The organism is Bifidobacterium sp. LH_389 (genome assembly GCF_056357235.1).
On the sequence record NZ_JBKEVR010000017.1, the window covers coordinates 1 to 24,210 of the forward strand.

20 protein-coding genes and 1 tRNA gene are annotated in these 24,210 nt (G+C 65.3%); 17 read left to right on the forward strand and 4 right to left on the reverse strand.

Features of this window, described 5'->3' with window-relative positions:
- Positions 1-457 precede the first annotated feature (457 nt).
- The 7 genes from AC1AZA_RS10425 to AC1AZA_RS10455 all read left to right on the forward strand — a co-directional run bounded on the left by AC1AZA_RS10425 (position 458) and on the right by AC1AZA_RS10455 (position 7,171).
- Complete coding sequence (locus AC1AZA_RS10425; RefSeq protein WP_476514590.1) at positions 458-1,342, forward strand: ATP-binding protein; 885 nt, start codon at positions 458-460, stop codon at positions 1,340-1,342.
- A 125-nt stretch (positions 1,343-1,467) separates the two neighbouring features.
- A complete protein-coding gene (locus tag AC1AZA_RS10430) occupies positions 1,468-2,175 on the forward strand; it encodes a GntR family transcriptional regulator (protein WP_476514591.1) in 708 nt (235 codons plus the stop codon).
- A gap of 411 nt (positions 2,176-2,586) precedes the next feature.
- Positions 2,587-3,960 (forward strand): PTS sugar transporter subunit IIC, encoded by a 1,374-nt coding sequence (locus AC1AZA_RS10435; RefSeq protein WP_476514592.1) that lies wholly within the window; start codon positions 2,587-2,589, stop codon positions 3,958-3,960.
- A gap of 188 nt (positions 3,961-4,148) precedes the next feature.
- The gene (locus AC1AZA_RS10440; RefSeq protein WP_476514593.1) at positions 4,149-4,448 is read left to right on the forward strand and encodes a PTS sugar transporter subunit IIB; all 300 of its coding nucleotides are present in this window, start codon (positions 4,149-4,151) and stop codon (positions 4,446-4,448) included.
- Between the two features lie 21 nt (positions 4,449-4,469).
- Positions 4,470-4,817 carry a PTS sugar transporter subunit IIA gene (locus AC1AZA_RS10445; RefSeq protein ID WP_476514594.1) on the forward strand — a complete coding sequence of 116 codons (348 nt, stop codon included), beginning with the start codon at positions 4,470-4,472 and terminating at the stop codon, positions 4,815-4,817.
- Positions 4,818-4,828: 11 nt separating this feature from the next.
- Complete coding sequence (locus AC1AZA_RS10450) at positions 4,829-6,259, forward strand: 6-phospho-beta-glucosidase (RefSeq protein ID WP_476514595.1); 1,431 nt, start codon at positions 4,829-4,831, stop codon at positions 6,257-6,259.
- Positions 6,260-6,310: 51 nt separating this feature from the next.
- A complete protein-coding gene (locus tag AC1AZA_RS10455) occupies positions 6,311-7,171 on the forward strand; it encodes a Cof-type HAD-IIB family hydrolase (RefSeq protein ID WP_476514596.1) in 861 nt (286 codons plus the stop codon).
- Positions 7,172-7,184: 13 nt separating this feature from the next.
- Here the strand turns inward: AC1AZA_RS10455 and AC1AZA_RS10460 are convergent, their stop codons facing one another.
- Positions 7,185-8,231 (reverse strand): LacI family DNA-binding transcriptional regulator, encoded by a 1,047-nt coding sequence (locus AC1AZA_RS10460; RefSeq protein ID WP_476514597.1) that lies wholly within the window; start codon positions 8,229-8,231, stop codon positions 7,185-7,187.
- Between the two features lie 140 nt (positions 8,232-8,371).
- Complete coding sequence (locus AC1AZA_RS10465) at positions 8,372-8,632, reverse strand: HPr family phosphocarrier protein (protein WP_476514598.1); 261 nt, start codon at positions 8,630-8,632, stop codon at positions 8,372-8,374.
- A gap of 232 nt (positions 8,633-8,864) precedes the next feature.
- On the opposite strand from AC1AZA_RS10465, the gene ptsP reads away from it, so the two are divergent.
- The 6 genes from ptsP (at position 8,865) to AC1AZA_RS10495 (ending at position 15,743) form a co-directional block, all read left to right on the forward strand.
- Positions 8,865-10,514 carry a phosphoenolpyruvate--protein phosphotransferase gene (gene ptsP, locus AC1AZA_RS10470; RefSeq protein WP_476514599.1) on the forward strand — a complete coding sequence of 550 codons (1,650 nt, stop codon included), beginning with the start codon at positions 8,865-8,867 and terminating at the stop codon, positions 10,512-10,514.
- 269 nt (positions 10,515-10,783) lie between these two features.
- A complete protein-coding gene (locus tag AC1AZA_RS10475) occupies positions 10,784-11,338 on the forward strand; it encodes a YbhB/YbcL family Raf kinase inhibitor-like protein (RefSeq protein ID WP_476514600.1) in 555 nt (184 codons plus the stop codon).
- Positions 11,339-11,393: 55 nt separating this feature from the next.
- Positions 11,394-13,013: a C69 family dipeptidase gene (locus tag AC1AZA_RS10480; protein WP_476514601.1), complete on the forward strand. Its 1,620-nt coding sequence runs from the start codon at positions 11,394-11,396 to the stop codon at positions 13,011-13,013.
- Positions 13,014-13,088: 75 nt separating this feature from the next.
- A complete protein-coding gene (locus tag AC1AZA_RS10485) occupies positions 13,089-14,606 on the forward strand; it encodes a formate--tetrahydrofolate ligase (RefSeq protein ID WP_476514602.1) in 1,518 nt (505 codons plus the stop codon).
- Between the two features lie 184 nt (positions 14,607-14,790).
- Positions 14,791-14,864: transfer RNA gene (locus AC1AZA_RS10490), tRNA-Lys, on the forward strand.
- A 150-nt stretch (positions 14,865-15,014) separates the two neighbouring features.
- The gene (locus AC1AZA_RS10495; RefSeq protein WP_476514603.1) at positions 15,015-15,743 is read left to right on the forward strand and encodes an MIP/aquaporin family protein; all 729 of its coding nucleotides are present in this window, start codon (positions 15,015-15,017) and stop codon (positions 15,741-15,743) included.
- Positions 15,744-16,074: 331 nt separating this feature from the next.
- On the opposite strand, the gene AC1AZA_RS10500 is transcribed toward AC1AZA_RS10495, so the two are convergent.
- Positions 16,075-16,992 (reverse strand): hypothetical protein, encoded by a 918-nt coding sequence (locus tag AC1AZA_RS10500; protein ID WP_476514604.1) that lies wholly within the window; start codon positions 16,990-16,992, stop codon positions 16,075-16,077.
- Between the two features lie 468 nt (positions 16,993-17,460).
- Between AC1AZA_RS10500 and AC1AZA_RS10505 the strand changes: the two genes are divergently transcribed.
- The 3 genes from AC1AZA_RS10505 to AC1AZA_RS10515 all read left to right on the forward strand — a co-directional run bounded on the left by AC1AZA_RS10505 (position 17,461) and on the right by AC1AZA_RS10515 (position 20,513).
- Entirely contained in the window at positions 17,461-18,606 is a 1,146-nt protein-coding gene (locus AC1AZA_RS10505; RefSeq protein WP_476514605.1) for a glutamyl-Q tRNA(Asp) synthetase, read from the forward strand.
- A 177-nt stretch (positions 18,607-18,783) separates the two neighbouring features.
- Positions 18,784-19,647 carry a YggS family pyridoxal phosphate-dependent enzyme gene (locus AC1AZA_RS10510; RefSeq protein ID WP_476514606.1) on the forward strand — a complete coding sequence of 288 codons (864 nt, stop codon included), beginning with the start codon at positions 18,784-18,786 and terminating at the stop codon, positions 19,645-19,647.
- Between the two features lie 50 nt (positions 19,648-19,697).
- A complete protein-coding gene (locus AC1AZA_RS10515) occupies positions 19,698-20,513 on the forward strand; it encodes a fumarylacetoacetate hydrolase family protein (RefSeq protein WP_476514607.1) in 816 nt (271 codons plus the stop codon).
- Between the two features lie 354 nt (positions 20,514-20,867).
- Here the strand turns inward: AC1AZA_RS10515 and AC1AZA_RS10520 are convergent, their stop codons facing one another.
- Positions 20,868-21,794 carry an AEC family transporter gene (locus AC1AZA_RS10520; RefSeq protein WP_476514608.1) on the reverse strand — a complete coding sequence of 309 codons (927 nt, stop codon included), beginning with the start codon at positions 21,792-21,794 and terminating at the stop codon, positions 20,868-20,870.
- A 332-nt stretch (positions 21,795-22,126) separates the two neighbouring features.
- On the opposite strand from AC1AZA_RS10520, the gene AC1AZA_RS10525 reads away from it, so the two are divergent.
- Positions 22,127-23,221: an ABC transporter substrate-binding protein gene (locus AC1AZA_RS10525; protein ID WP_476514609.1), complete on the forward strand. Its 1,095-nt coding sequence runs from the start codon at positions 22,127-22,129 to the stop codon at positions 23,219-23,221.
- Positions 23,222-24,210: the final 989 nt, after the last annotated feature.

The window sequence follows — 24,210 nt, forward strand, 5'->3', positions numbered from 1 at the left end:
CAGCGGTCTGCGAACGTCCCCGTTCCCGGCGACAACACCCCCCGGATCATCAACGACAGGGCGAGAGAGTCATACCGGAACCGGCGACCCGGCCCCGACCATCAGGGCCTACCAAACATGGTAATGGGCGGTTCTGGTCGAGGGGCCGAAATGGTGCGGCAAGACCACGACGTGTGAGCAGGTGGCCGAAAGTGTGCTGTATATGGCCGATCCGGCGGCGCGGGCCCAGAATCTGCTGTTTGCCGAGACCCAGCCGGCATTCCTCCTGGATGGACCTACGCCGCGCCTGATTGATGAGTGACAGCTCGCCCCGCAGCTGTGGGATGCGGTCCGGTTCGAGGTGGACAGGCGTGGCGCGTTCGGTCAGTTCCTGCTGACCGGTTCCAGCGTGCCGCCGAATCTGAACCAACTGTCCCATACCGGTACCGGACGGATCGCCAGAATGCGGATGCGCCCGATGAGTCTGTTCGAATCGGGCGATTCCACGGGAACCATATCATTGGACACGCTGTTCGGCGGGGGAACGCCAAGTCCCGCCCATGCGGATATGACGATCGATCGGCTGGCGTTCCTGCTGTGCAGGGGAGGCTGGCCGGGGGCCGTTGATGTGGAGAGTGAGGAGGTCGCCCTGCGTCAGGCGGCCGATTATGTGGATGCCGTGGTCGAGTCCGACATCTCGCGCGTGGATGATGTGGATCGTGACCCTCATCTGGCCCGGCGTCTGTTGCGATCCTACGCGCGTATGGAATCCTTGCAGACGTCGGTGGCCCAGATCGCGGCCGACGTATCCGCGAATGATGAATCCGGCCCCAGTGCGAAGACCGTGCAGACGTATCTGCGGGCGCTGGAAAAGATCTTCGTCATTGAGGATCTGCCGGCATGGAATCCGAATCTGCGGTCCAAGACGGCCATCCGCACGGCGAAGACCCGGCATTTCGTGGATCCTTCGATCGCGGCGGCTGCGCTTGGCGTAAATCCGAAGGGGGCGCTGCACGATCTGGAGACCTTCGGCCTGCTGTTCGAGGGCATGTGCGTGCGCGATCTGCGTGTGTATGCGGATGCGCTGGACGGTGAGGTGTTCCACTACCGGGACAAGACCGGTCTGGAGCGCGATGCTGTGATCCATCTGCGCGATGGCAGATATGGGCCGGTCGAAGTCAAGCTTGGCGGCGATCGGCTTGTTGACGAGGGTGCCGCGAACCTGCGCAAACTGGTTGGCCGCATCGATGCAGACCGGATGGGCGGCCCGAGTTTTCTCATGGTACTCACCGGGGTCGGGGCGTACAGCTATGTCAGGCCGGATGGCGTGATCGTCGCCGCGCTGTCCACGTTGCGCCCATGATCCGCGGCCGCGTATACTGTAGTTATTCGAATGTGAGGAAGTTGTGCGATCTCTGTGTGAAACGGGGTTGCCATCCGAATGCCGACGGCGACGTTGGCCGTGGGGTTTCTAGCCGAGGAGCGATCATGACTGCAAAACAGCGAGAGCTGGCAATGAAGCTGCAGCGCCGCATTGCGCTGGGGGAGTTTGCCGAGACCAACAGGCTGCCCACCGAGGACCAGCTGATCGAGCAGTATCAGGTGTCCCGTTACTGCGTGCGCGGGGCGATCGCCGTGCTGGCCGAGGCCGGCGAGGTGATCCCGGTGCGCGGTAGCGGCGTGTTCGTGCGCGAGGACCGCGGCGGCAACTACATGCCGATCGGCACCTCGTACGGCATTTCGGCCGATTTCTCGGGCCGCAGCGTCGTCTCGAAGGTGCACGAGCTCGCGCTGACCCGCGCGGACGAGCAGCTCGCCAAGCGCATGCGCTGCGAAGTGGACGATCAGGTGTGGCGCGTGGTGCGCCTGCGCATGGTGGACGGGCTGCCGATCAGCTACGAGCGGGCGTGGTACCTCAAGGAGTACGTGCCGTACCTCAACGAGGACATCGCCTCCGGGTCGCTGTATGCGTACCTGCGCAACGATCTGCGGCTGAGCTTCGGGTTCGCGGACAAGATCATCCACATGGGCTGGCTGGACAGGGAGGCCGCGCGCCTGCTGGAGCTCAAGGAAGGCGACCCGGCGATTTGCATCGAGGACGACGCGTTCCTGTCCAACGGCCGGCTGTTCAACGCGTCGAACAACCTGTACCACTATAAGAACGCGAAGTTCTACTCCATGGCGTCCATGCGCTGACGGCCTCGGCCGGGGCGGCGTGGCCTCCGGCGGACGGCGTTTCTGGCGGGGCGGGGTCGGTTTTCCGGCCCCGCCCCGCTCCGTTGCCCCTGTTTTCCCGCCGGCGGCGTCGCTGTTCCGCCATGAGCGCTCACAGTTTTGCCGCGCGCAGAGATATGTACATTCGTACATGCAAAAGTAATTCGAATAAATTTTTCCCCGGGCGAGTCGCGGCATGCCGAAATGCCTCATAAAACGTTGAAACGACAACGTTTTTGACGAATTCTACCGGGTGGGTCGAGGATTTGGCGCCCGGTTTGACGTGCTCTATACTGGAGCCATAGTTATTCGCACAACTTCATCAACGACGAATAATTGAATAACTGAATATGCAAGGGCAGAGAAGCCCGAATCCAAGGAAGGAAAGAAAAGATGAAGGAAAGACTGAAGAGCATTGGTGACGCGATGCTCAATGGCTTCATGAAGTTCGCCAGTCTCAAGGCTTTGGTGGCGCTGAAGGATGGCTTCATCCTGACCATGCCGGCCACCCTGATCGGCTCCCTGTTCCTGCTGATCGCGAACCTGCCGTTCAGCGGCTACAGCGACTTCATGGCCGCTCACTTCGGCGACAGCTGGAACATCGCGCTCAGCCAGGTGAGCACCGCAACGTTCAACATCCTGGCCATCATCGTGGCCGTGGGCATCGGCTACGCCTACGCCCGCAACGAGAAGACCGACGGCATCTCCTGCGGCCTGCTCTCCCTGGTCGCGTTCTTCATCGTCTCGCCGTCCTCCATGAAGATCAGCATCGATACGGACGCCCTGACCAAGGCCACCGACAGCAGCGTCAACGTGCTCAAGGACGTCAGCGTCGACGGCGTGTTCGTGCAGAACTGGACCGGCTCCAACGGCATCATCTCCGCCATCATCATGGGCCTGATCGTGGGCTGGGTCTACACCGCCTGCGTCAAGCACGACATCAAGATCAAGATGCCCGACTCCGTCCCGCAGGGCGTCACCAACGCCTTCTCCGCGCTGATCCCCGGCCTGATCGTCATCACCGGCTCCGCCATCCTCTACCACGTGTGCAAGGTGTTCGGCGGCGTGTCCCTGACCGAGCTCATCTTCAAGATCCTTCAGGTCCCACTGCAGTCCCTGACCGATACCTGGGCCGGCGCCATCATCATCGCCATCCTGATCTCCATGCTGTTCTGGTGCGGCATCCACGGCGCCAACGTCGTCTCCGGCGTGGTCACCCCTCTGCTCACCGCCAACACGCTGGTGAACCAGTCCCTCCTCGACCAGGGCATCTACCCGAGCAAGGCCAACGGCGGCCACTACCTGACCCCGCAGGTCATCGACTGCTTCGTGAAGTTCTCCGGCGTCGGCCTGACCATCGGTCTTCTGATCGCCGCCCTGATTTTCGCCAAGTCGAAGCAGATGCGCGAGGTCTCCAAGCTCTCCGTCGTGCCGGGCATCTTCGGCATCAACGAGCCCGTGATCTTCGGCCTGCCGATCGTGTTCAACCCGATCATGCTCATCCCGTTCGTGGTCACCCCTGTGATCGCCATGATCCTGATGTACGGTTCGCTGTCCATCGGATTCATCCAGCCCTTCGGCGCCGTCCAGGTGCCGTGGACCACCCCGCCGATCATCTCCGGCTTCATCCTGGGTGGCTGGAAGTGCGCGCTGCTGCAGGTGATCATCACCGCGATCTCCGTGGCCGTCTACTACCCGTTCGTCAAGATGCAGGACAAGATCTGCCTCGAGCAGGAGCAGGACGCCGAAGCGGAATCCGCCAAGTGACGGCCGCCTGACCGCTCACCAATCGATACTTACCATCCCTCTTCCCTAACCGCCGGTCGCGCCGCGGATCATACGGTCGGCGACGCGACCGGCCCATTCACTGACCACACGTACAACCCATAACAGATTTACCAACCGACAACCCGAACCGTTCGCGGTTCCCGTTCACAGTTCCAAGGAGGAACATCATGAAGATCGTACTTTGCTGCAGCGATGGCATGTCCACCAGCATCCTGGTCAAGAAGATGCAGACCGCCGCCTCCGAGCGCAGCATGGACGCCGACATCTCCGCCATGCCGGTCTCCACGCTGGAAACCAACGCGCAGGACGCCGACGTCATCCTGCTCGGCCCCCAGGTGCGCTACATGCTCAAGGACATCAAGAAGGAGTTTCCGGCCAAGCCGGTCGAGGTCATCGCGCCGCAGGACTACGGCATGGCCCGCGGCGGCAACGTGCTGGACTTCGCCCTCAAGCTCGCCGGCAAGTGACGCGAAGGAGGCATGACGAACATGGCTGAAGAAGAGGAACTGGATCTGGAAACCACGTGCTTCCAGCTCATCACCGCTGCCGGCACCGCCAAGTCCGACTATCTCGAGGCGCTCGGCAAGGCCAAGGAAGGCGACTTCGAAGGCGCCCGGAAGACGCTGGAGGAGGGCGACGCCAGCTACCGCGAGGGTCACGCCGTGCACTCCAAGCTCGTGCAGCGCGAGGCTGCCGGCAAGCCCGTGAAGATGGGCCTGCTGCTCACCCACGTCGAGGACCAGATGATGGCCGCCGAGGTCTTCCGCGCGATGGTCGTGGAAATGATCGACCTGTACGAGAAGCTCGCCGGCAAGTCCGACGACGAGAAGGCCTGACGGGGACCGCCATGAGTTTCCCGACAGGATTCCTCTGGGGCGGCGCGGTGGCCGCGCACCAGCTGGAGGGCGCGTGGGATGTCGACGGGCGCGGCCCGAGCATCTGCGACGTGCTCACCGGCGGTGCCGCGGGCGTGCCCCGCGAGATCACCGACGGCGTGATCGAGGGCAGGAACTACCCGAACCACCGCGGCATCGACTACTACCACACGTTCCGCGAGGACGACGCACTGTTCCAGGAGATGGGCTTCAAGTGCTTCCGCACATCCATCTCGTGGTCGCGCATCTTCCCCAACGGCGACGACGAGGAGCCGAACGAGGCGGGCCTGAAGTTCTACGAGGAGCTGTTCTCCGACTACCGTGCCAAGGGCATGGAGCCGGTCGTCACGCTCTCGCACTTCGAGATGCCGCTGCACCTGGCCAAGATGGGAGGCTTCGCCAACCGCAAGGCCGTCGACTGCTTCGTGCGCTTCGCCACCACGGTCATGGAGCGCTACAAGGACCTCGTCCGGTACTGGCTGACCTTCAACGAGATCAACAACCAGATGGAGATGCACACGCCGATCTACCCGTACACGGATTCGGGCATCATCCCCGATCCGAACGACACCCCGCACGAGGTGGAACGGAAGGTCTGGCAGGCGATCCACAACGAGTTCGTGGCCTCCGCGATCACCGTCCGGCGCGGGCACGAGATCAACCCGGACTTCCATATCGGCTGCATGATCGCCATGGTTCCGATCTACCCGGCCACCTGCAAGCCCGAGGACGTGATGCTCGCCCAGACCGAGATGCGCGACCGCTACCTGTTCGGCGACGTGTACGTGCACGGCGAATACCCGCGCTACCTCATCAGGCGCTGGCAACGCGAGGGATTCGACATCCGCATGGAGCCGGGCGACCTCGAGGCCATCAAGGCCGGCACGGTCGACTTCATCTCGCTGAGCTACTACATGAGCGCGGCGGTGAGCGCGGAAAAGGTGTCCGACTGGGACGGCCACGGCCTTCCCGGTCAGGTGCGCAACCCGTACATCTCCGCCACCGACTGGGGCTGGCAGATCGATCCGGTCGGCCTGCGCTACGCGCTGTGCGAGATGTACGAACGGTGGGGCAAGCCGCTGTTCGTGGTCGAGAACGGCGTGGGCATGTACGAGACGCCCGACGAGAACGGCTACGTCGCCGACGATGCCCGCATCGCCTACCTGCGCTCGCACATCGAGCAGGTGGGCAAGGCCATCGACCTCGACGGCGTGCCCGTCATGGGCTACACCGTGTGGGGCTGCATCGACGTGGTGAGCTTCAACACCGGCGAGATGAAGAAGCGCTACGGCCTGATCTACGTGGACGGCGACGACGAGGGCAACGGCTCGTACAAGCGCAGCCGCAAGAAGTCGTTCGACTGGTACCGCAAGGTCATCGCCAGCAACGGCGCCGAATTGTAACCGACCATGGCCACGCAACCGTTGCGCGCCCGCTGACGGGAGGGAACGACGATGGACAAGCTGATCTTTCTGGACATCGACGGCACGCTCGTCGGCCGCATGCACCGCATCCCCGCGGATGCCGTGCGCGCGGTGAGGGCGGCGCGCTCCAACGGGCATCGCGTGGTGATCTGTACGGGCCGTGCGAAGCCGGAGATCGAGGAGCATATCCTCGCCCCCGGCTTCGACGGCCTCGTCGCCGTTTCCGGCGCGTACGTCGAGCTGGGCGGAACGGTGCGTTCCGAAACGTTCATGCGTCCCGAGGTCGTGACCGCGGCGACGCGGATGTTCGACCGGCTTGGCGTGGACTACATGTGGCAGTCGTCCAGGGGGTTGTGGGCGACCGGGGGATACCTGGACAGGATTCTGGCCTTCAAGCGCTTCGGCGTCGTCCGGCGTCTGACCGGCGACGACCGGAAGCCCGACCGTTGGCACGACATCGACGACGTCAAGGCCCGCGCGGCCGGCGAGGGGCGTGACGTCGGCTCCCTGATACCGGCCAGCAAGGGCACGTTCCTCGTGCCGAACGACTTGAACCTTACCGTGGATGGCGTGCGCGAGGCGCTCGGCCCCGATCTGACGGTCATCAACGGTTCCATGGGCGCGTTCGCCAAGGTCAACGGCGAGGTGATGATCCCCGGCGTCGACAAGGGCTCCGCGCTCAGATCCGTGGCCTCCATGCTGGGCGTGGAGGTACGCGACACCGTCGCCATGGGCGACAGCGACAACGATCTGCCCATGCTCGAGGCCGCGGGAGTCTCCGTGGCCATGGGCAACGGCACCGATTCGGTCAAGGCAGTGGCCGACTTCGTCACCGGAGACGTGGACCGCGGCGGGCTGAAGGATGCCTTCGACAGGCTCGGGCTGCTCTGAAATACGTTCCGTATCAGGAGACGGCGGTCCGCGCCGAGGAACCGCGGACGATGAGACGCGAGGGGAGGGTGATATGCGCAGGGGAATCGGGTCCCGCGGCGATCAGGCGCAGCGCCTCCGCGGCGATCTTTCGCGTAGGCGGGCGGACCGTGGTGAGCTGCGGCATGGCGATGGCGGCGAGCGGGGAGTCTCCGTATCCGATCACCGCAACGTCCTGGGGGACGCGCAGGTGCAGGGCGCGCAGGGCGGTCATCGCTCCCAGCGCCACGGCGTCGTTGCGGCACAGCAGTGCGTCCGGCCGGGCCCGGAAGTCCGTGTCCCCGCTTCTCGCGTTGCAGTAGAGCCGCATGGCGCATTCGAAGCCGCGGTACACGCTCAGCTCTCCGGTGCGGTTCCAGTCGCCGCGCGTGAACAGGCCGAAGCGCTGCGCCCGGGCGGGGAACATCTCCAGCAGCCGGGATTCGAGGTCGTTGCCGTCCCCGGCCATGAAGGCCACCGAACGACGGCCCGTTCCCGCAAGATGGTCGAGGCCCATGTCCATGGACGCCTCGTCGTCGATGCTGACCTGCGAGGTGCGGAAGGTGCTCTGGTATCCGCCGATCTGCACGATGGGCATGGTCCGCGCGTACTGCGCGAGGAGATCGGCCGGGTCGCTGCCCGCGTTGACGGTCACGATCAGTCCGTCCACGCGCCGCGCGGCCATGAGGCCGATGCGTTTCTTCTGGTCTTCCCGGGTGCCGCCTATGCCGAGCGCCAGCTGCCGGCCCTCCGCGTTGACCAGCGGCTCCAGCTCATGGGTCAGCTGGGTGCTGAACACGTCGTCGACGCCGGGAATGATCAGCCCGATCGTATTGCTTTCGGCGGAGCGCAGCGCGCTGGCCGCGTAGTTCGCGGAATATCCGAGCCTGTCCGCCGCCTCGCGCACGCGGCGGGCGATGTCGTCGTCCTTGGTGCGCTTGCCGGACAGGACGCGGGACACGGTGGCGGTGGAGACGTTGGCCAGGGCGGCGACGTTGACGATCGAGGCGGTCGATGATGGCGTTGCGGCTGATGCGGTCATGTGTGCTCCCTGATTGGTACGCCGAGGCGCATGCCGCGGGACCGACGTTCCGCGGCACGGCAAGGGCCGTTCAACAATATACGGCCGTCCGGATACCGCGGACGGCCGTATACAAGGCAATTGAGGCGAGGGCGGAACCGTTACTCCGCGGCGGTGAGCGTGTCGATCAGGGAATCGACGACGTTCTCGGCGTTGTCCCCCTCGACGTTGACGGTCACGGCGTCGCCCTGGCTGATGCCCAGGGCCATGATGGACAGGATCGAGCCGGCGGGCACCGGATCGCCGTCGCCCTTGGCGATGGTGACGTTGCAACCGGAGGTCATGACGGCCTGAACGAACTGGGCCGCCGGACGGGCGTGGATGCCGACGGGATCGGTGATGGTGGTGATGCGGGTAACCATGATGGGACACTCCTTTGCGTCTGTGCTGATACGTTGCGCGGTCGTTTCATTGACCGTCTGCGTGGTCCAGTATAGCGCGGTGTGAGAAAAATCAGAAAACGATTACCGTTGGCGTGTCGCGCCTTGAAAGAGATAAAGTAATGAATTGTTGAAAAGATTTGCTGGCGAAGGTGCCATACCGGCAACGTCGCCCCGACAAACCAGCGTCCATAAGAGTCAAAGGAGAATCACGATGGAAATCAAGGGTGTGGGCATTGGCCGCGGCGTAGCGATCGGTCCGGTCCTGCGCATGGCGGCTCCGCTGGAGGAGCCCTCCGACGCGCCGCGTGCGGCAAGCGTGTCCGCAAAAACCGAAATCGAACGCGTCACCAAGTCGATGGCCGTGGTGAACGCCGACCTGAACCGCAGGGCCGCCGAGGCCGCCAACGGCGACGAGGGCGCCAGGAAGGCCGCGCCGATCCTGCAGGCCATCTCCATGTTCGCCTCCGATCCGTCGCTGGCGGCGAGCATCGTCTCGCTCATCAACTCCGGCAAGACCGCCGAACGCGCCGTGCTCGACGGCTTCGCCGCCGTGGAGAACACCTTCCGCGCCATCGGCGGCTACCAGGCCGAGCGCGCGGCCGACCTGCACGACGTGGGCCAGCGCGTCATCGCCGACCTGCGCGGCGTGCCCGCCCCCGGCGTGCCGTCCAGCGAAACCCCGTTCGTACTCGTGGCCGAGGACCTGTCCCCCGCGGACACCGCCGCGCTGGACATGCGCAAGATCCTCGCCATCGTCACATCCCAGGGCGGCCCCACCTCGCACACCGCCATCCTCGCCCGTGCGCGCGGCATCGTCGCCGTGGTTTCCGCGCCCGAGGCCGACAGGCTCGGCGACGGCGAGAATGTGATCGTCAACGCCGGCACCGGCACCGTCATCTCCGATCCGACCGTGGAGGAGATCGCCGTGGCCCAAGCCGCCCGCGCCCACGCGGACAAGGCCAAGGAACTGCGCGGCAAGCCGGGCGCGCTCAAGGACGGCACCCACATTCCGCTGCTCGCCAACGTCGGCAAGCCGAAGGACGCCGAGCCGGCGATCGAGTACGGCGCCGAGGGCGTGGGACTGTTCCGCTCCGAATTCCTGTTCATCGGCAACGCCGAGCCGCCGAGCGTGGAGGAGCAGACCAAGGCCTACGCCGAGCTGCTCGACAAGTTCCCGTGCAGGAAGGTCGTGATCCGCATGCTGGACGCCGGCGCGGACAAGCCCCTGCCGTTCCTGACCCCGGAGGACGAACCGAACCCGGCGCTGGGCCTGCGCGGCCTGCGCACGCTCAGGGCCCACAGGAAGGTGCTCGAGGACCAGCTCAAGGCGCTCGCCGCCGCCGACGCGCAGACGCACGCCGACCTGTGGGTCATGGCCCCGATGGTCGCCGACGAGCACGAGGCCGAGTACTTCGTCCGGCTCGGCAAGAGCTTCGGCCTGAAGAAGGTGGGCGTGATGGCCGAGGTGCCGTCCATCGCCCTCATGGCGGACAAGGTGGCGCAGGTGGCCGACTTCGTGTCCATCGGCACCAACGACCTGACTCAGTACACGCTGGCCGCCGACCGCACGCTCGGCTCGGTCGCGGGCTACCAGACCGCATGGCACCCGGCCGTGCTGCGCGCCATCAAGCTCATCGCCGACGCCGGTAAGGCGCACGACATGCCGGTGGGCGTGTGCGGCGAGGCCGCGGCCGACCCGGATCTGGCCGTCGTGCTGGCGGGCATCGGCGTCACCTCGCTGTCCATGACCCCAGTGGCCCTGGACGACGTGCGCGCCGAACTGGCCAGCTGGACGCTCGCCGACGCCCGCGCGAAGGCCGAAAAGGCCCTCAACGGAGACTTCTACCACCCGGCCGAATAGTCGGGCGGCATTCGGCCCGGCGGCGCGTGCGGCAGCACAGAAGCGGCGCCGGGTTCCGTGGCGGTCCGGTTTTCCCTCCTCTTTGACGGACCGTCCCGGCGGCAGCCCGGTCCGCCCGGCGGAGTGCACTTCCGCAGGGCGAACCGGGCTGCCACATCTTCGCGGGGCCTGTGCCATGGGTTGCGGCCGGCAGGTTGCGCCCGGTGCCGGGCGTCCGGTGGCCGGCGGCGATCCCCTCCGCGGACCCGGGCCGCTCCTATACTGGTCGCATGAGGATTTCAGCTGATTTCACGGTCGTGCCGGACGACTTCGCCAAGGCGGCCGCACCCGAATACCGTGTGGACGGCATCCCGGTCGTGTCGTTCCCGTTCTACATCGACGAACTCAAGCCCGGCGCGCGTTACCTGCACTGGGAGTTCGTGGACCCCGACTCCATTCCCGTGTGCGGCTTCGAATGGATTCACTGGTCGGTGGCCAACCTGCCCATCGACGCACTCATGTACGACTTCAACGACTCGCACGCCCTGGCCATCCCGCCGGACTTCTCCCGCCAGATGCCGGCCATGATCCCCGAGGCCGTGCAGGGACGTAACTCCTCCGCCTCCAAGCTCCTCGGCCGCAATTCGGACCCGGCCGTGACCATGCGCTACAACGGACCGCAGCCGCCGGACAAGGACCACGAGTACTACCTGCAGGTGTGGGCGACCGCCAAGCCGCTGCCCGGCCTCAATCAGGGCTTCTGGCTCAACGAGCTGCTCCACGCGCTGCGCGGCTGCGGCGAGGCGCCGGATTCGGACGGCGTCTTTCTCACCGGCAGGGCGTAGGCCCTCCGGCACCCATCTCTTCGACCATCCCAACAGAAAGGAAGCACACAACACCATGGCCTGCACCACCATTCTGGTCGGCAAGGACGCGAGCTACGACGGCTCCACCATCATCGCCCGCAACGAGGACTCCGCCAACGGCGAATTCAACCCCAAGCGCTTCGTCGTCGTCAAGCCCGAGGAGCAGCCCCGCCATTACCGGTCCGTCATCTCCCACGTGGAGCTTGACCTGCCGGACGATCCGCTGCAGTACACCGCCGTGCCCAACGCGGACCTCAAGGACGGCATCTGGGGCGAAGCCGGCGTGAACGAGGCCAACGTGGCCATGAGCGCCACCGAAACCCTCACCACCAACGAGCGCGTGCTCGGCGCCGACCCGTTCGTGGAGCGCGTGCCTGCCAAGGGGCGCGAAGGCGAGGACGGCTACGAGCCGGAGATCCCAGGCGGCATCGGCGAGGAGGACTTCCTGACCATCGTGCTGCCGTACGTGAAGACCGCGCGCGAAGGCGTGGCCCGGCTCGGCGCGCTGCTCGCCGAATACGGCACCTACGAGATGAACGGCGTCGCCTTCTCCGATTCCGAGGAGATCTGGTGGCTCGAGACCGTGGGCGGCCACCACTGGATCGCCAAGCGCGTGCCCGACGAAGCCTACGTGACCATGCCCAACCAGCTGGGCATCGACGAATTCGACCTCGAGGACGCCCTGGGCGATCAGGAGAACCACATGTGCTCCGAGGATCTGGCCGAATTCATCGAGGACAACCACCTCGACCTGGCCGTCGAATCCACGTCGCCGTTCAACCCGCGCGACGCGTTCGGCTCCCACTCCGACTCCGACCACGTGTACAACACGCCGCGCGCATGGGTGATGCAGCGCTTCCTCAATCCGTACGACGAGGTGTGGGACGGCCCCGACGCCGACCACCGTCCCACGAGCGACGACATCCCGTGGGCCCGCCAGCCCGAGCGCAAGATCACCATCGAGGACGTCAAGTACGTGCTGAGCTCCCACTATCAGGGCACGCCGTACGACCCGTACGGCCGGCTCGGCGACGAACATACCCGCCACATGTTCCGCCCGATCGGCATCAACCGCCAGAGCCAGCTCGCCGTGATGCAGATTCGCCCCTACCGCCCGCAGGCCAGCCGTGCCATCCAGTGGCTCGCCTACGGATCCAACCCGTTCAACACGCTTGTGCCGTTCTTCCCCAACGTGGACGAAACCCCGCAGTACCTCGAGGACACCACCACGCGCGTCACCACCGAGAACTTCTACTGGGCCAACCGCGTGATCGCCGCCCTGTGCGACGGTGCATTCCGTTCCACCTCCAACGCCGTGGAACGCTATCAGGAGAAGACCGGCGCCATGGGGCACCGCCTCGTGGCCGCCACCGACGAGCAGGTGGCCCGTCTCGATCTGGCCGACGCGACCGCCGAGACCGCCGCCGAAGTCGTTGACGAATTCGACGCGGACAACGCCGACGGCGACGTGGAGCCGATGAGCCCGGACGAGATCGTCGCCGCCACGCGCAACCCGGAGGTGCGCGGCATCCTGGCCGCCGCCAACCGCACCATGGCCGACCAGCTCAAGACGGAAACCGAAAAGCTCCTCGACTCCGTGCTCTACACGCGCAGCATGGAAATGAAGAACGGCTTCCACATGTCCGACTTCTGACCCGGCTGCCAACCACGGCCGCCTTCCGGCCGCCGTCCCGACTTTTGCAATCACACGAAAGGAACAACCAGCCATATGACCACCATTCAGGACTTCACCACCCAGTACGGGCTCGTGGGCAAGATCGACGCATTCGGCTACCTCGACTGGCTCAAGGCCAACCCCGAGGCGCCGCGCAAGCACGGCAAGGTCGTGCTCGTCACCGCGGACACCCCGCTCAAGGCGAGCCGCGGCGAAGGCAAGACCACCACCACCATCGCGCTCATCGACGCGCTCAACAAGCGCGGCATCGACGCGGCGGCCGTGCTCCGCCAGCCGAGCATGGGCATCACCGCGGCCGGTTCCAAGGGCGGCGCGTCCGGCGGCGGCAAGGCCTCCCTGACCCACCCCGAGATCATCGACTGGGGTCTGACCGGCGAGATGGCCGCCATCGCCGCCGCGCAGAACCTGCTCGTCTCCTTCGCGGAGAAGGCCGTGGACGAAGGCCGCATCGACACCGTCCTCGTGCCGCGTGTTTCCGAAGTGCCGTCCCGCTCCCTGCGCTCCATCGCCGTGGACTACGGCAAGGGCAACGTGGCGGAGCGCGTGGTGCTCACCCCCACCTCCGAACTCATGCAGATCGTGTGCCTGTCGCGCTCCATGGACGAGATCGGCCGGCGCGTGGCCGCCATGATCGCCGGCACCAAGGACGGCAAGCCCGTCACGTTCGGCGAGTTCGTGGACCTGTGGCGCATCACCGGCATCCTCGGCGATGCGGTCAAGCCGGCCGTCACCGAGACCGTCAACGGTTCTCCCGTGTACGTGCACGGCGGTCCGTTCGCCAATGTGTCCATCGGCATTCCCACGCTCGTGTCCGTGGAGATGGCGTGCGCACTGCACGACGTGGTGATCGTCGAGGCCGGCTACGGTGCGGACGCCGGCGCGCAGAAGTGGCTCGACATCGCGGCCCGCGAATACGGCGCCCAGTGGCCCGCCGCGGCGGTCGTGGTGACCCGCGCCTCCACGTGGCGCGACGATCCCGAGCTCGCCTGGCGCTACCCGTTCCACGTGCGGCGGCTGGAGAACTTCGACATCCCCACCTTCCCGCTCATCAACCTGTGGGAGGGCGAGGACGACCAGATCGATTCGCTGCGCGCCACCGCGAAGGAACTTGAGTTCCGCGAGCCGATCATCGGCAACCTGTTCCGCGACGGCGGCGAGGCTCTGGCCCCGCAGCTCGACGGGTTCGTGGCCGCGCTGGAAGGCGCGTCCGGTGCGACGCAGTTCCACAGCCGCAAGGGCATGAACGTGGTCGAGAACGTCCGCTGGATCGCGCAGAACGCGTACGGCGTGCCGGCTGAGCGCGTGATCCTCAAGGACGGGTTCGTCGAGTCGCTGAACGCCGCCGACGCGCTGTGCAAGGGAGTGGGCGTCTCGATCGACGATCTGGCCGTGGTGGCCGTCAAGTCGCCGGCCACCATGACCGACAACGACCGTGCGCCGGAGGCCGAGCGCACCGTGACCCTCAAGAAGGTCGAAGTGCATGCGGGCGCCGGGCTGGTGCACGTGAACCTCACCACGTCGCTCACCACGCCGATGCCGAAGATCGTCTGAACCGATCCGCGACACGCCGACGAGGCATGAATTGGGCTCCCGAATCAGGCGATCCGGGAGCCCAATTGCATATCCGGGGCGTTGAGGGTGGTGCGGAAACCGTTGAAAAACAACGGCGTGTCGCGGAATTTGCATTTTGTTGGAATCTGAGTATATTTATCACTCGGCTCAAGAAATGACCAACGCCCCTGTAGCTCAGTTGGTTAGAGCAGCTGACTCTTAATCAGCGTGTCCAGGGTTCGAATCCCTGCGGGGGCACTTCCTCACCCGGCGTTGCGAGAAATCGCACGCCGGGTTTTTCTTTGCCTGCGCGTGCCGCTGTGCGTCGTGCGGACTCGAGGATTTCGGTTCGGAAGGTTCCGTCCACAGGCTTTCCGCAGCACAAGCACCACACAAGAGAGAGAAGCAATGGAATACAGCCTCATGACCAAGCTGGTCGCCGAATTCCTCGGCACGGCCATCCTCATGATCTTCGGCAACGGCTCCGTGGCCAACGTCGAACTCAAGAACACCAAGGGGCACCACGCCGGCTGGCTCAACATCGCCATGGGCTACGGCTTCGGCGTCATGTTCCCCGTCCTCATGTTCGGCGCGGTCTCGGGCGCGCACATCAACCCCGCCATGACCATCGCACAGGCCGTCAACGGACTGTTCCCCTGGTCCGACGTGCTGCCGTACATCGTGGCCCAGCTGCTCGGCGCGTTCGCCGGCCAGTTCATCGTGTACGTCACCTACTACCCGCACTACAAGGAGACCGAGGAGGCGGAGGCCATCTTCGCGTCCTTCTGCACCACCGACGCGGACAACGACAAGGTCAACTACTTCCTCAGCGAGTTCTTCGGCACGCTGGTGCTCGTGGTGGGTGCGCTGTGCTGCCTCGTGCTGCCGTGGGGCAAGGCGGATCCGGCCGCCGCGTCCATCGTGGTCGGCTTCATCGTGTGGGGTCTGGTGACCTCCATGGGCGGTCCGACCGGCCCCGGCCTCAACCCGGCCCGCGACCTCATGCCGCGTCTGCTGCACCAGCTGCTGCCCATTCCGCACAAGGGTTCGTCGCGCTGGGGCGAGGCGTGGATCCCGGTGGTCGCTCCCATTGCGGGTGCCATCGTGGGTGCGTGGATGTTCACGTTCTTCGCGTGACGTTGATCTCCGGGCTTGAAGGCTTTGCCGCCGGAAGGGTTCCCGCGCTAGATTCTCGAGGTGCCGGCCGCGCTGCGGCCGGCACCTTTTGTTTTGGATATTTGGGCAGTTTTGAGTATTTTATTGGTGAAAACTACTTATTCTTGTAGATGCTGCTCGGTCCGTCGGCATCAATGGCGTCATTGGCGCCGTGTTGCCGGAAGTACTTTCGATTCGTGTGGTGGTTTTATGCGGACGAACTGTATAACGTCGGTCCAAATCGGTGGAATGACGGTGCCGATATCCGGACTGTTGCCGGAAAACCACCACACGAATCGAAAGTATCTGCCGTTCAGAGCAAGAGCCGGGCATTCCGGCGGTTATGGATTCTTCTCGCATCCGCAGTCTGCTCCATGGTCATCAGGGGCGACGGGATAACGGGCGTTCCCAACCTCTGGCTGAGCAGGGCGGACAGATTGTCAATGAACTCACCGGCCTGATCGTCATCCAGAAAAATCCTATTGTCCGGTTCCAGCCACAGCCACCCGTGCGTTCTCAGGAAGTCTCGGCGGCTGCGGTCAATTCTCGCCTGATGAAGATCCCTGTCATGTTGAGCCCCCTGATATTCGACGGCGATTTTCAGATCCGGATATGCCATGTCGAAATGCAGGGTGCCTCCGACGCCTGCAGGAACCCCGACATTGACCTGCGGGCACGGCAATCCGTGCCGCATGATCAACAGACGCGTCAACGTCTCACGGGAGGAATCCGTGTTTTCCCTCATCAGGCGCATCGCCAAACGGCATTTGCGTTTGGATGGGAATTTCCCGGCGCTTTCCATGAACTCGTCGAAATCGTCAGGTGCTGCGAGACGCAGCCGCGCGTCTCTACGCATGAGTGCATCCGCGAGCACGGTGAGCTCTTCCAGCGATAATTCAGGTGCAAGCTGAGCCCATGCCACGCAAGGTCCGACGCACGTCAACCCCGCGTATGGGTTTTGCACGTCCATGCTTCTGCTCCAAGCGTGAGGTATGACACTGATCAGATCGCGGCGTTCCTCTTGACGTGTGCAGCAGATGTGCAGCTCTTCCCGGGCGGTGCGGGCGATGCGCGCGGGAAGTTCGGCGCCGAGCAGCAGCAGGGCGGTCGAATGGCTGAACACCAGACGTTGTGAGGTGTGGCTTGCGGCAGAGAGGCAGCGCGCGATGGTTTCCTCGCGGCGTTTGGACAGTTCGGTGAGCAGGATGTCCCTGCTGGGAGTGACGTTCATGGGATTCACGGTATGGGCAGGTGCGGTGCTGTGGCAAGACCGGCGGACCGGACTGTGCATAAGTGGACAACTCGTGTCGCGGTGGATAACCGGCGTTGTGCATGGTTGCCTGGCGCATGATGCGGCCGGAACAACCGGCGTGACAGGGGAGTGGCATGGGTGCGGTGACACGGTATCGCGTGCTCCCGGACGCGCAATGCCGTGCGGTAGGGTGGGCGTGTGAACGATATGGATGCGATGAGTGCCACGTCTGCCGCTGCGGCGAGGCCTGCGACGGCAGGCGCAAGACGTACCGCGCGGACAGGGACCGCAGGACTTCGCGCGACGGGCGCTCCGGCTGCCGCGGACCGTGCCGCGCGGATGGGCGGCGCGGAGCTGTCGGCGGATGCCCGGGATTCGTGGACGCCTGTGGAACCTGTCGTACCGCCGATTCCGAGTCGTGCGGCATCGGAGGACCCGAACGGGCCGGTGGTCGGGCGGTTTGCGCCCACGCCGTCGGGCCGCATGCACGTGGGCAATGCATATGCGATGCTTGCCGCATGGCTGTCCGCCCGCTCGGCGGGAACCGTGACCGGCCGCGGTTCCCGCATGATCCTGCGCATCGAGGACATCGACACCCCACGCGTGGTGAAGGACGCCGACCGGTGGATCATGGACGATCTCGACTGGCTCGGCCTCGACTGGGACGGCGAACCGGTCTACCAGTCGTCGCGGCTCGACCGATACGAGGAAATCTTCGAGATGTTGCGGGCGTGCGGGCTCGTCTACCCGTGCTTCTGCTCGCGCGCGGACATCCGCGCTGCCTCGGCCCCCAACGAGGGCGACGGCTTTGTGGTGTACTCCGGCACATGCCGGCGGCTGGCGGCGGCCAACCCGGCCGAGGCGCGGCGGCGCATGGCGGCCGGCGACCGCCATTCGTGGCGCATCGCCATGCCGGATGGCTCTCGCGGCTCCGGCATGCGCGGCGATCGGGCCGTGGACGTAGACGAGCGTGTGGCAGATCTGGCGGCACAGGTCCCGGCAGCGCCGCAGACCGCCGTTGACGTTGGCGGTTCCTCGGCGTTGATGACCTTCGACGACCGCATGTTCGGCCCGCAGCGCTTCGATCTGACCCGTGAGGTGGGTGACACGGTGATCCGCCGATCCGACGGCATCTTCGCCTACCAGCTGGCCGTCACCGTGGACGACCTCGACATGGGCGTCACCGACATTGTGCGCGGGCGCGACCTGCTGCGCTCCACCGCGCTGCAGCTGGCCATCCGCGAGCGGCTGGACTTTCCCGACCAGCAGCCCCTGCGCCCGGCGTTCGCCCATCTGCCGCTCATCGACAACGCGCAGGGCCGACGCATGGCCAAGCGCGAGCATTCCCTGGACCTGGGTTTCCTGCGCGCGCGGGGCGTCCGGCCGGAGCAGGTGGTCGGCTACTGCGCGTGGCTGCTGGGACTGAGACCGGCTACCTCGGCTGCCTCGCAGCCAGTTCCCATGACCGCTGCGGAGGCATTGGAAGCCTTTACGGCGGTCGGCGGATGGAACGGGCTGCGCGGCGACCTTGCCGACCGCACCATGCCGGACCGCCCCGCCGCGCTGGAACCCGACGCGGCCGTGGCGGTTTGAACCGCTCGGGCACCGGCACGCCGCGGGATGTCGCCGCGCAGCCGGCTGCCGGGCGACGGTCTGGCTGCCGTGGCTTGGCGGCGGCCTGACAATGGTCTGGCCCGGCTGCGACCGGAACGCGGCCCGACTACACGTGCGGCTACACTCGAGTCGCGGCAATCGAGCGAGGGGAGCGGCATGACGGCATACATGGATCACAAGGATCTGGCCAACGAAACCATCGACGGTGTCCGTGCGCGGCAGATCGCGGATGGCGTGCACAGGGTGCTCGACGGCATCGCGCAGGCCGAGTCGGCTGCCGGGCGAGAGGCTGGAACCGTGCGTTTGCTCGCCGCTACCAAGACTCGCGATGTGGGGGAGATCATGGCCGCGATCGATGCCGGCGTGCGCATGATCGGCGAGAACCGTCCGCAGGAGGTGGAGGTCAAGTCCGCCGGACTGGCCCGACTGTGCGCCGAGCGTGGCTTCGCGCTGGGTGCCGCGGATGTCTCAGGTGCCGCAGGCGATGCCGGTTCCACCGACTCCACCGGAGCCGGTGCCGGAGCCGCCCTGACCCCGCTGCCATTCCACCTCATCGGTCAGCTGCAATCCAACAAGATCAACAAGGTCCTGCCGTCCGTGACCGTCATCGAATCCGTGGACTGCCTGACGCTCGCCGAAAAGATTGCGCGCCGGGCCGTGGCCCGCGGCACGAGGGTCGGCGTGCTGCTCGAGGTTAACGAATCCGGAGAAACCTCGAAGTCCGGCTGCGATCCGGATGCCGCGCGCGACATCGCCGAGCAGATCGCCGCCTTGGACGGTCTGGAACTGCAAGGCCTGATGACCATCGGTGCGCATGTGGACGACGAGGCGACCATCCGCCGCGGCTTTGTTCACCTGCGCGAAACCCGCGATGCAATCCTTTCCTCGGGCGCGTCCGGAACGGCCTCCTGCCGCGAACTGTCCATGGGCATGACGAACGACATGGCGCTCGCCATCGCCGAGGGGTCCACGATCGTGCGCGTCGGTACCGCGATTTTCGGCCCTCGCGCGTTCATCTGAACCGGCGCCGCGCCGGACGGCGGTGCGGGCGGGCGAGTAGACTGGCAGACATGAGAATCGCACGTTTTTCGCTCAATGGAACCCCCCGCTATGCCTTCGTCCAGCAGGATCAGGCCGATGGCAAGGACTATCTGGTGGAGCTCAACGGCTACCCGCTGGGGCCGGGAACCGTGGAACCCACGGGCAAGCGTTACGCGCTGGACGCCGAGGGCGTCCGCCTGCTCGCTCCGGTGATCCCCTCGAAGGTGTTCGGACTGGCCAAGAACTACGAGGCCCACGCGCAGTTCATGCACGAAGCCGGCCACTCCGAGGTGGCCCACGCGCCCGAGGACATGTGGATCTTCACCAAGCCCAGCACGTCGGTGATCGGTCCGGACGATCCGATCGTGATCCCGCCCTACTCGCACGACATGAACTTCGAGCCGGAGGTGGCCGTGGTGATCGGGCGCATCGCCAAGAACGTCACGGAGAACGAGGCCATGGACTACGTGCTCGGCTACACGTGCGTCAACGACGTGACCTTGCGCGACCTGCAGGGTGGCGATCCGATGTGGACGCGCGCCAAGGGCTTCGACACCTCCTGCCCGCTCGGCCCGTGGATCCAGACCGACCTCAACTGGGCCGACGCGAAGATCTCGTTCAGCCTCAACGGCAAGGACGTGCCGGAGGCGTCGGGCACCACCGCGAAGCTCATTCATTCGATTCCGCAGCAGATCGCCGCGATCTCCAGCTTCTCCACGCTGCTGCCGGGCGACGTGATCCTCACGGGCACGCCGAACGCGTCGGGCCATCTCGACCCGGGCGACGAGGCCGAGGTGCACGTCGAAGGCATCGGCACCCTGCGCAACGTCGTGGTACAGGGCTGAACCGTTAAGCGGACAACCCGGTGGGTTGTCCGTAGGTTCGGCCGAGCGGTTCGCGAAGGACCGTGAGGGAACGTTGGGTCCCGCCTTGTGGGCGGGTCGTTTGTTGCGGGTTGAACCGTTAAGCGGACAACCCACCGGGTTGTCCGTAGGTTCGGCCGAGCGGTCCGCGAAGGACCGTGAGGGGATGTTGGGTCCCGCCTTGTGGGCGGGTCGTCTGTTGCGGGTTGAACCGTTAAGCGGACAACCCGGTGGGTTGTCCGTAGGTTCGGCCGAGCGGTCCGCCGGGATCGACCGGTCTGGCCGTTCGGTGACGGCTGCGGCAGGAGGCTCGGCAGGAGGCTGCGGCGGCGGCCTCTACATACTCACCACGGCATGGATGACCGTCATGGCGATCAATCCGAGCACGCCGGTCACCGTGAGACTGAACCCGGCGAGCTTCGGATTGCCGGTGAGTGAATCGGCGAACTTGGTGGAGAAGATCGTCACCGGGCTGGCCGCGCACAGCAGCATGATGCCGCGGATATGCTGGTCGAACGGCAGTAGCGTCCAGCCCGCCGCGCCGATCAGCACCGCGAACAGCGCGCGCCATGCGATCACCTTCACCAGTTCCAGCCGGTCCTTGCGATCGGCCGGAATCTCCATCATGAGGCCGATCATGGCCATGGTAGCGAACGCGTTGGCGTTGGCGAACGGCGTGACCAGCGAGACGATCCACTGAGGGATGGTCACGTGCGTGAACATGAGCAGCAGCATGAGCATGTACGTGTCGAACGAGGTGGAACTCAGGAAGTCGCGCGCGATGTTGCGCAGGCGCAGGCTCAAAGGCAGGTTCTTCGCGGCGTCCCCCATGTGCAGCAGACCCTTGGTGAGCGTGAGCGCGAGGGCCGTGGCGACCATCGCATTGCCGATGTCCATCATGATCACCGGCAGGCCCGCCGCGGGCCCGATGAGCGTCTGCACCACCGGCAGGCAGAACGCGCCCAGATTGAGTCCGGACGCGTTGAGCATCTGATAGGCGCGGTAGCGGGTCTCATCGCCGCGCGAGCCCAGAAACACCACGAGCATGGGGACAATCGCGCACACGAAGCCGAACAGCACGATCCACAGCATGGACATGTCGTGCTCGTTGGTGGCGAAGCTCATCACGATCGCGCACGGCAGCGTGAGATTGAACACCAGCCCCTGCGCCACCTTGTAGTCGCGCTCGCCGAACACGTGCAGGTGCTTGAGCGCATACGTGGCGACGATCACCAGCAGCAGCGAACCGGATTGAAACAGCATGATCCCTCGGTCCCGATAGGCATTCACGGTAGGACGGTCCCGCCCCGCACGGGTTGCGGGTTCTGACGCAAGGCGAGTATAGGAGACGTCCGGCGGGCGGCGCAGGCAATGGGCGCAATGCGGACGCCGCTCTGATCTGGTCCGCTTGACCGGACCGGCCGCTATGCTTGGACTGTTTTGACGCCGACGTGTGGCAAACCTCCGCCTTGAAGAGCGGGCGAGGGGGGACTTCGGCGCCGCGAACCGGCCCTACGTGTCGCGCTCTGCCGGTCCGCTTCATTGTGTAATGCTCCCAGAGTGCGACGGTTCAAGAGATGGATTAGGGAAACATCATGCGAATCATGCGCAAGATCACCGCGCTCGTGGGCGCGGCAGCCATGGCGTTCTCGCTGGCCGCATGCGGCGGCGCCGCGAACAACGGCGCATCCTCCTCGGCCCCGGCGTCCGGTTCGACGTCATCCTCCGCGGCCAAGGAGCTCAAGAAGGTCACCTTCATGCTCGCCTGGGTGCCGGATACCAACCACATCGGTGTCTACGTGGCCAAGAACAAGGGCTACTTCAAGGATGCCGGGCTCGACGTGGACATCATCGCCGTCGGCCAGGCCGGCGCCGAGCACGCCGTGTCCACCGGGCAGGCCGACTTCGCGCTGTCCAACCTGACCAACGCCGCCAGCTACAGCCTCAAGGGCGCGGGCATCATCCAGACGCTGCAGGTGCAGCAGAAGCCGTCCGCCGTGTGGTGCGCGCTCGCATCTAACACCGCCATCAAGTCCCCGAAGGACTTCGACGGCAAGACCTTTGCCACGTTCGGCGCCAACGAGTCCGACGCGGTGATCCGCCGCATGATCCAGACCGACGGCGGCAAGGGCGAGTTCGACAAGGTGACCGTGGGCACCAGCACGTTCCAGACGCTCACCTCCGGTCAGGCGGACTTCGGCGGCTTCTACGCCACCTGGGAGGGCGTGCAGGCCGAGATGTACGGTCCCAAGCTCAACTGCTTCACCGAACCGGACTACGGCGTGCCCGGCAATGCGGACGGCATCGGCATCATCACCTCCGAGAAGATGATCAAGGAGGATCCGGATACCGTGCGTGCTTTCACGCAGGCTGCGCAGAAGGGCTACGAGTACGCGTACCAGAACCCGGACGAGGCCGCGCAGATCCTCGTGGACGATGCCGGCGACTCCACGCTGAAGCTTGATTTCGTCAAGCGCAGCATGCAGGTGATCACCGAAGGCCAGTACTGGGGCGACCCGGCCAAGATCAAGGACGGCTCGTTCGTGCTCGGCACCAACGACTTCGACGGCGTGCAGCAGTACCTCGACTTCATTGCCGAGGCCGATGCATTCACCGATGCGAACGACAATGTGGTCAAGCAAGCGCCGAAGGTGTCTGACGTGTCCACCAACGAATTCCTGGGCAAGTAAGGGGATTGCCCGGAACCGGCTGGCGCCTGCCGCTTGAGCGGGTGGCGCAAACCGGCGACTTGACGGGGGGAGGCTCGGCGCGCCGCGCGGATTCACCGGTTTTCCGGTGACTTTGCGCGGCGCGTTTTTCATGATGCATGTGGTGGCGGGCGAGGGACTAGGGAAAGAGCGGTGGATTATGCCGGTCGCGGGAGGGCGGTGTAAGGTCTCATGAACTCGGACGTTGCATTGGGCGCCGCGTGGGATGACCGGGGCAGTTCCTCGCATGGGCTTTCACAAGTCAGGGCGGATTTGGGCATGTGCGCGGCGTATACGTCACGGGGCATCCCCGGCCGGCCTCCGGCTTGGCTGCGGCGGGCATGCTCGTCGGAAACGTTGCAATTCTGAAGGCTGCCGGTGTCCGTGCTCGTACTCAGGTCAGACTCCACCGCTGTGATGCTCGGCATTCCACAAATGCAGAAATCCGACCTCACTGTGCGCAATGGCGGCTCATAGTGTCCACCGGGACAATGCCGCGGGCGCGTGTTGCGTGGAGGGAATCCACCAATTTACCCGGTATCTGCGTTCGTGGGGTAGATTTGGCGGTCTGCGGTGAGCTATCTGCGTTCGTGGGGTACGTTGCCGCTGCCATGAGGTCGTTATTCGGCAGTGGCTTGTTGCGGTTGCGCGGCTGTGTGGGGGCCTGTGCTCGTGGATCCATGCCGGAATGGGTTGACAGGTCCCCCACGAACGCAGATAGCTGCCTGCAAAGTCCGGAATCTACCCCACGAACGCAGAAAGCTGGAACGGGCGTGCCTGTCGGGGAAGATTCGCGTGCGCGTGCCCCCGGGTTCTAAATAGAAGCGCAACACCCGCTCTAAGGTTGGAAGTGTTCAAGTCCACAACCGAAGAGAAAGTGTCGCGCTCATGACGAAAGTGTATTCCCACCTGTCGGCCGAGGAAAGAAACCGCATCGACGAGCTAAGGAACCGCGAGGGACTCGGCGTGCG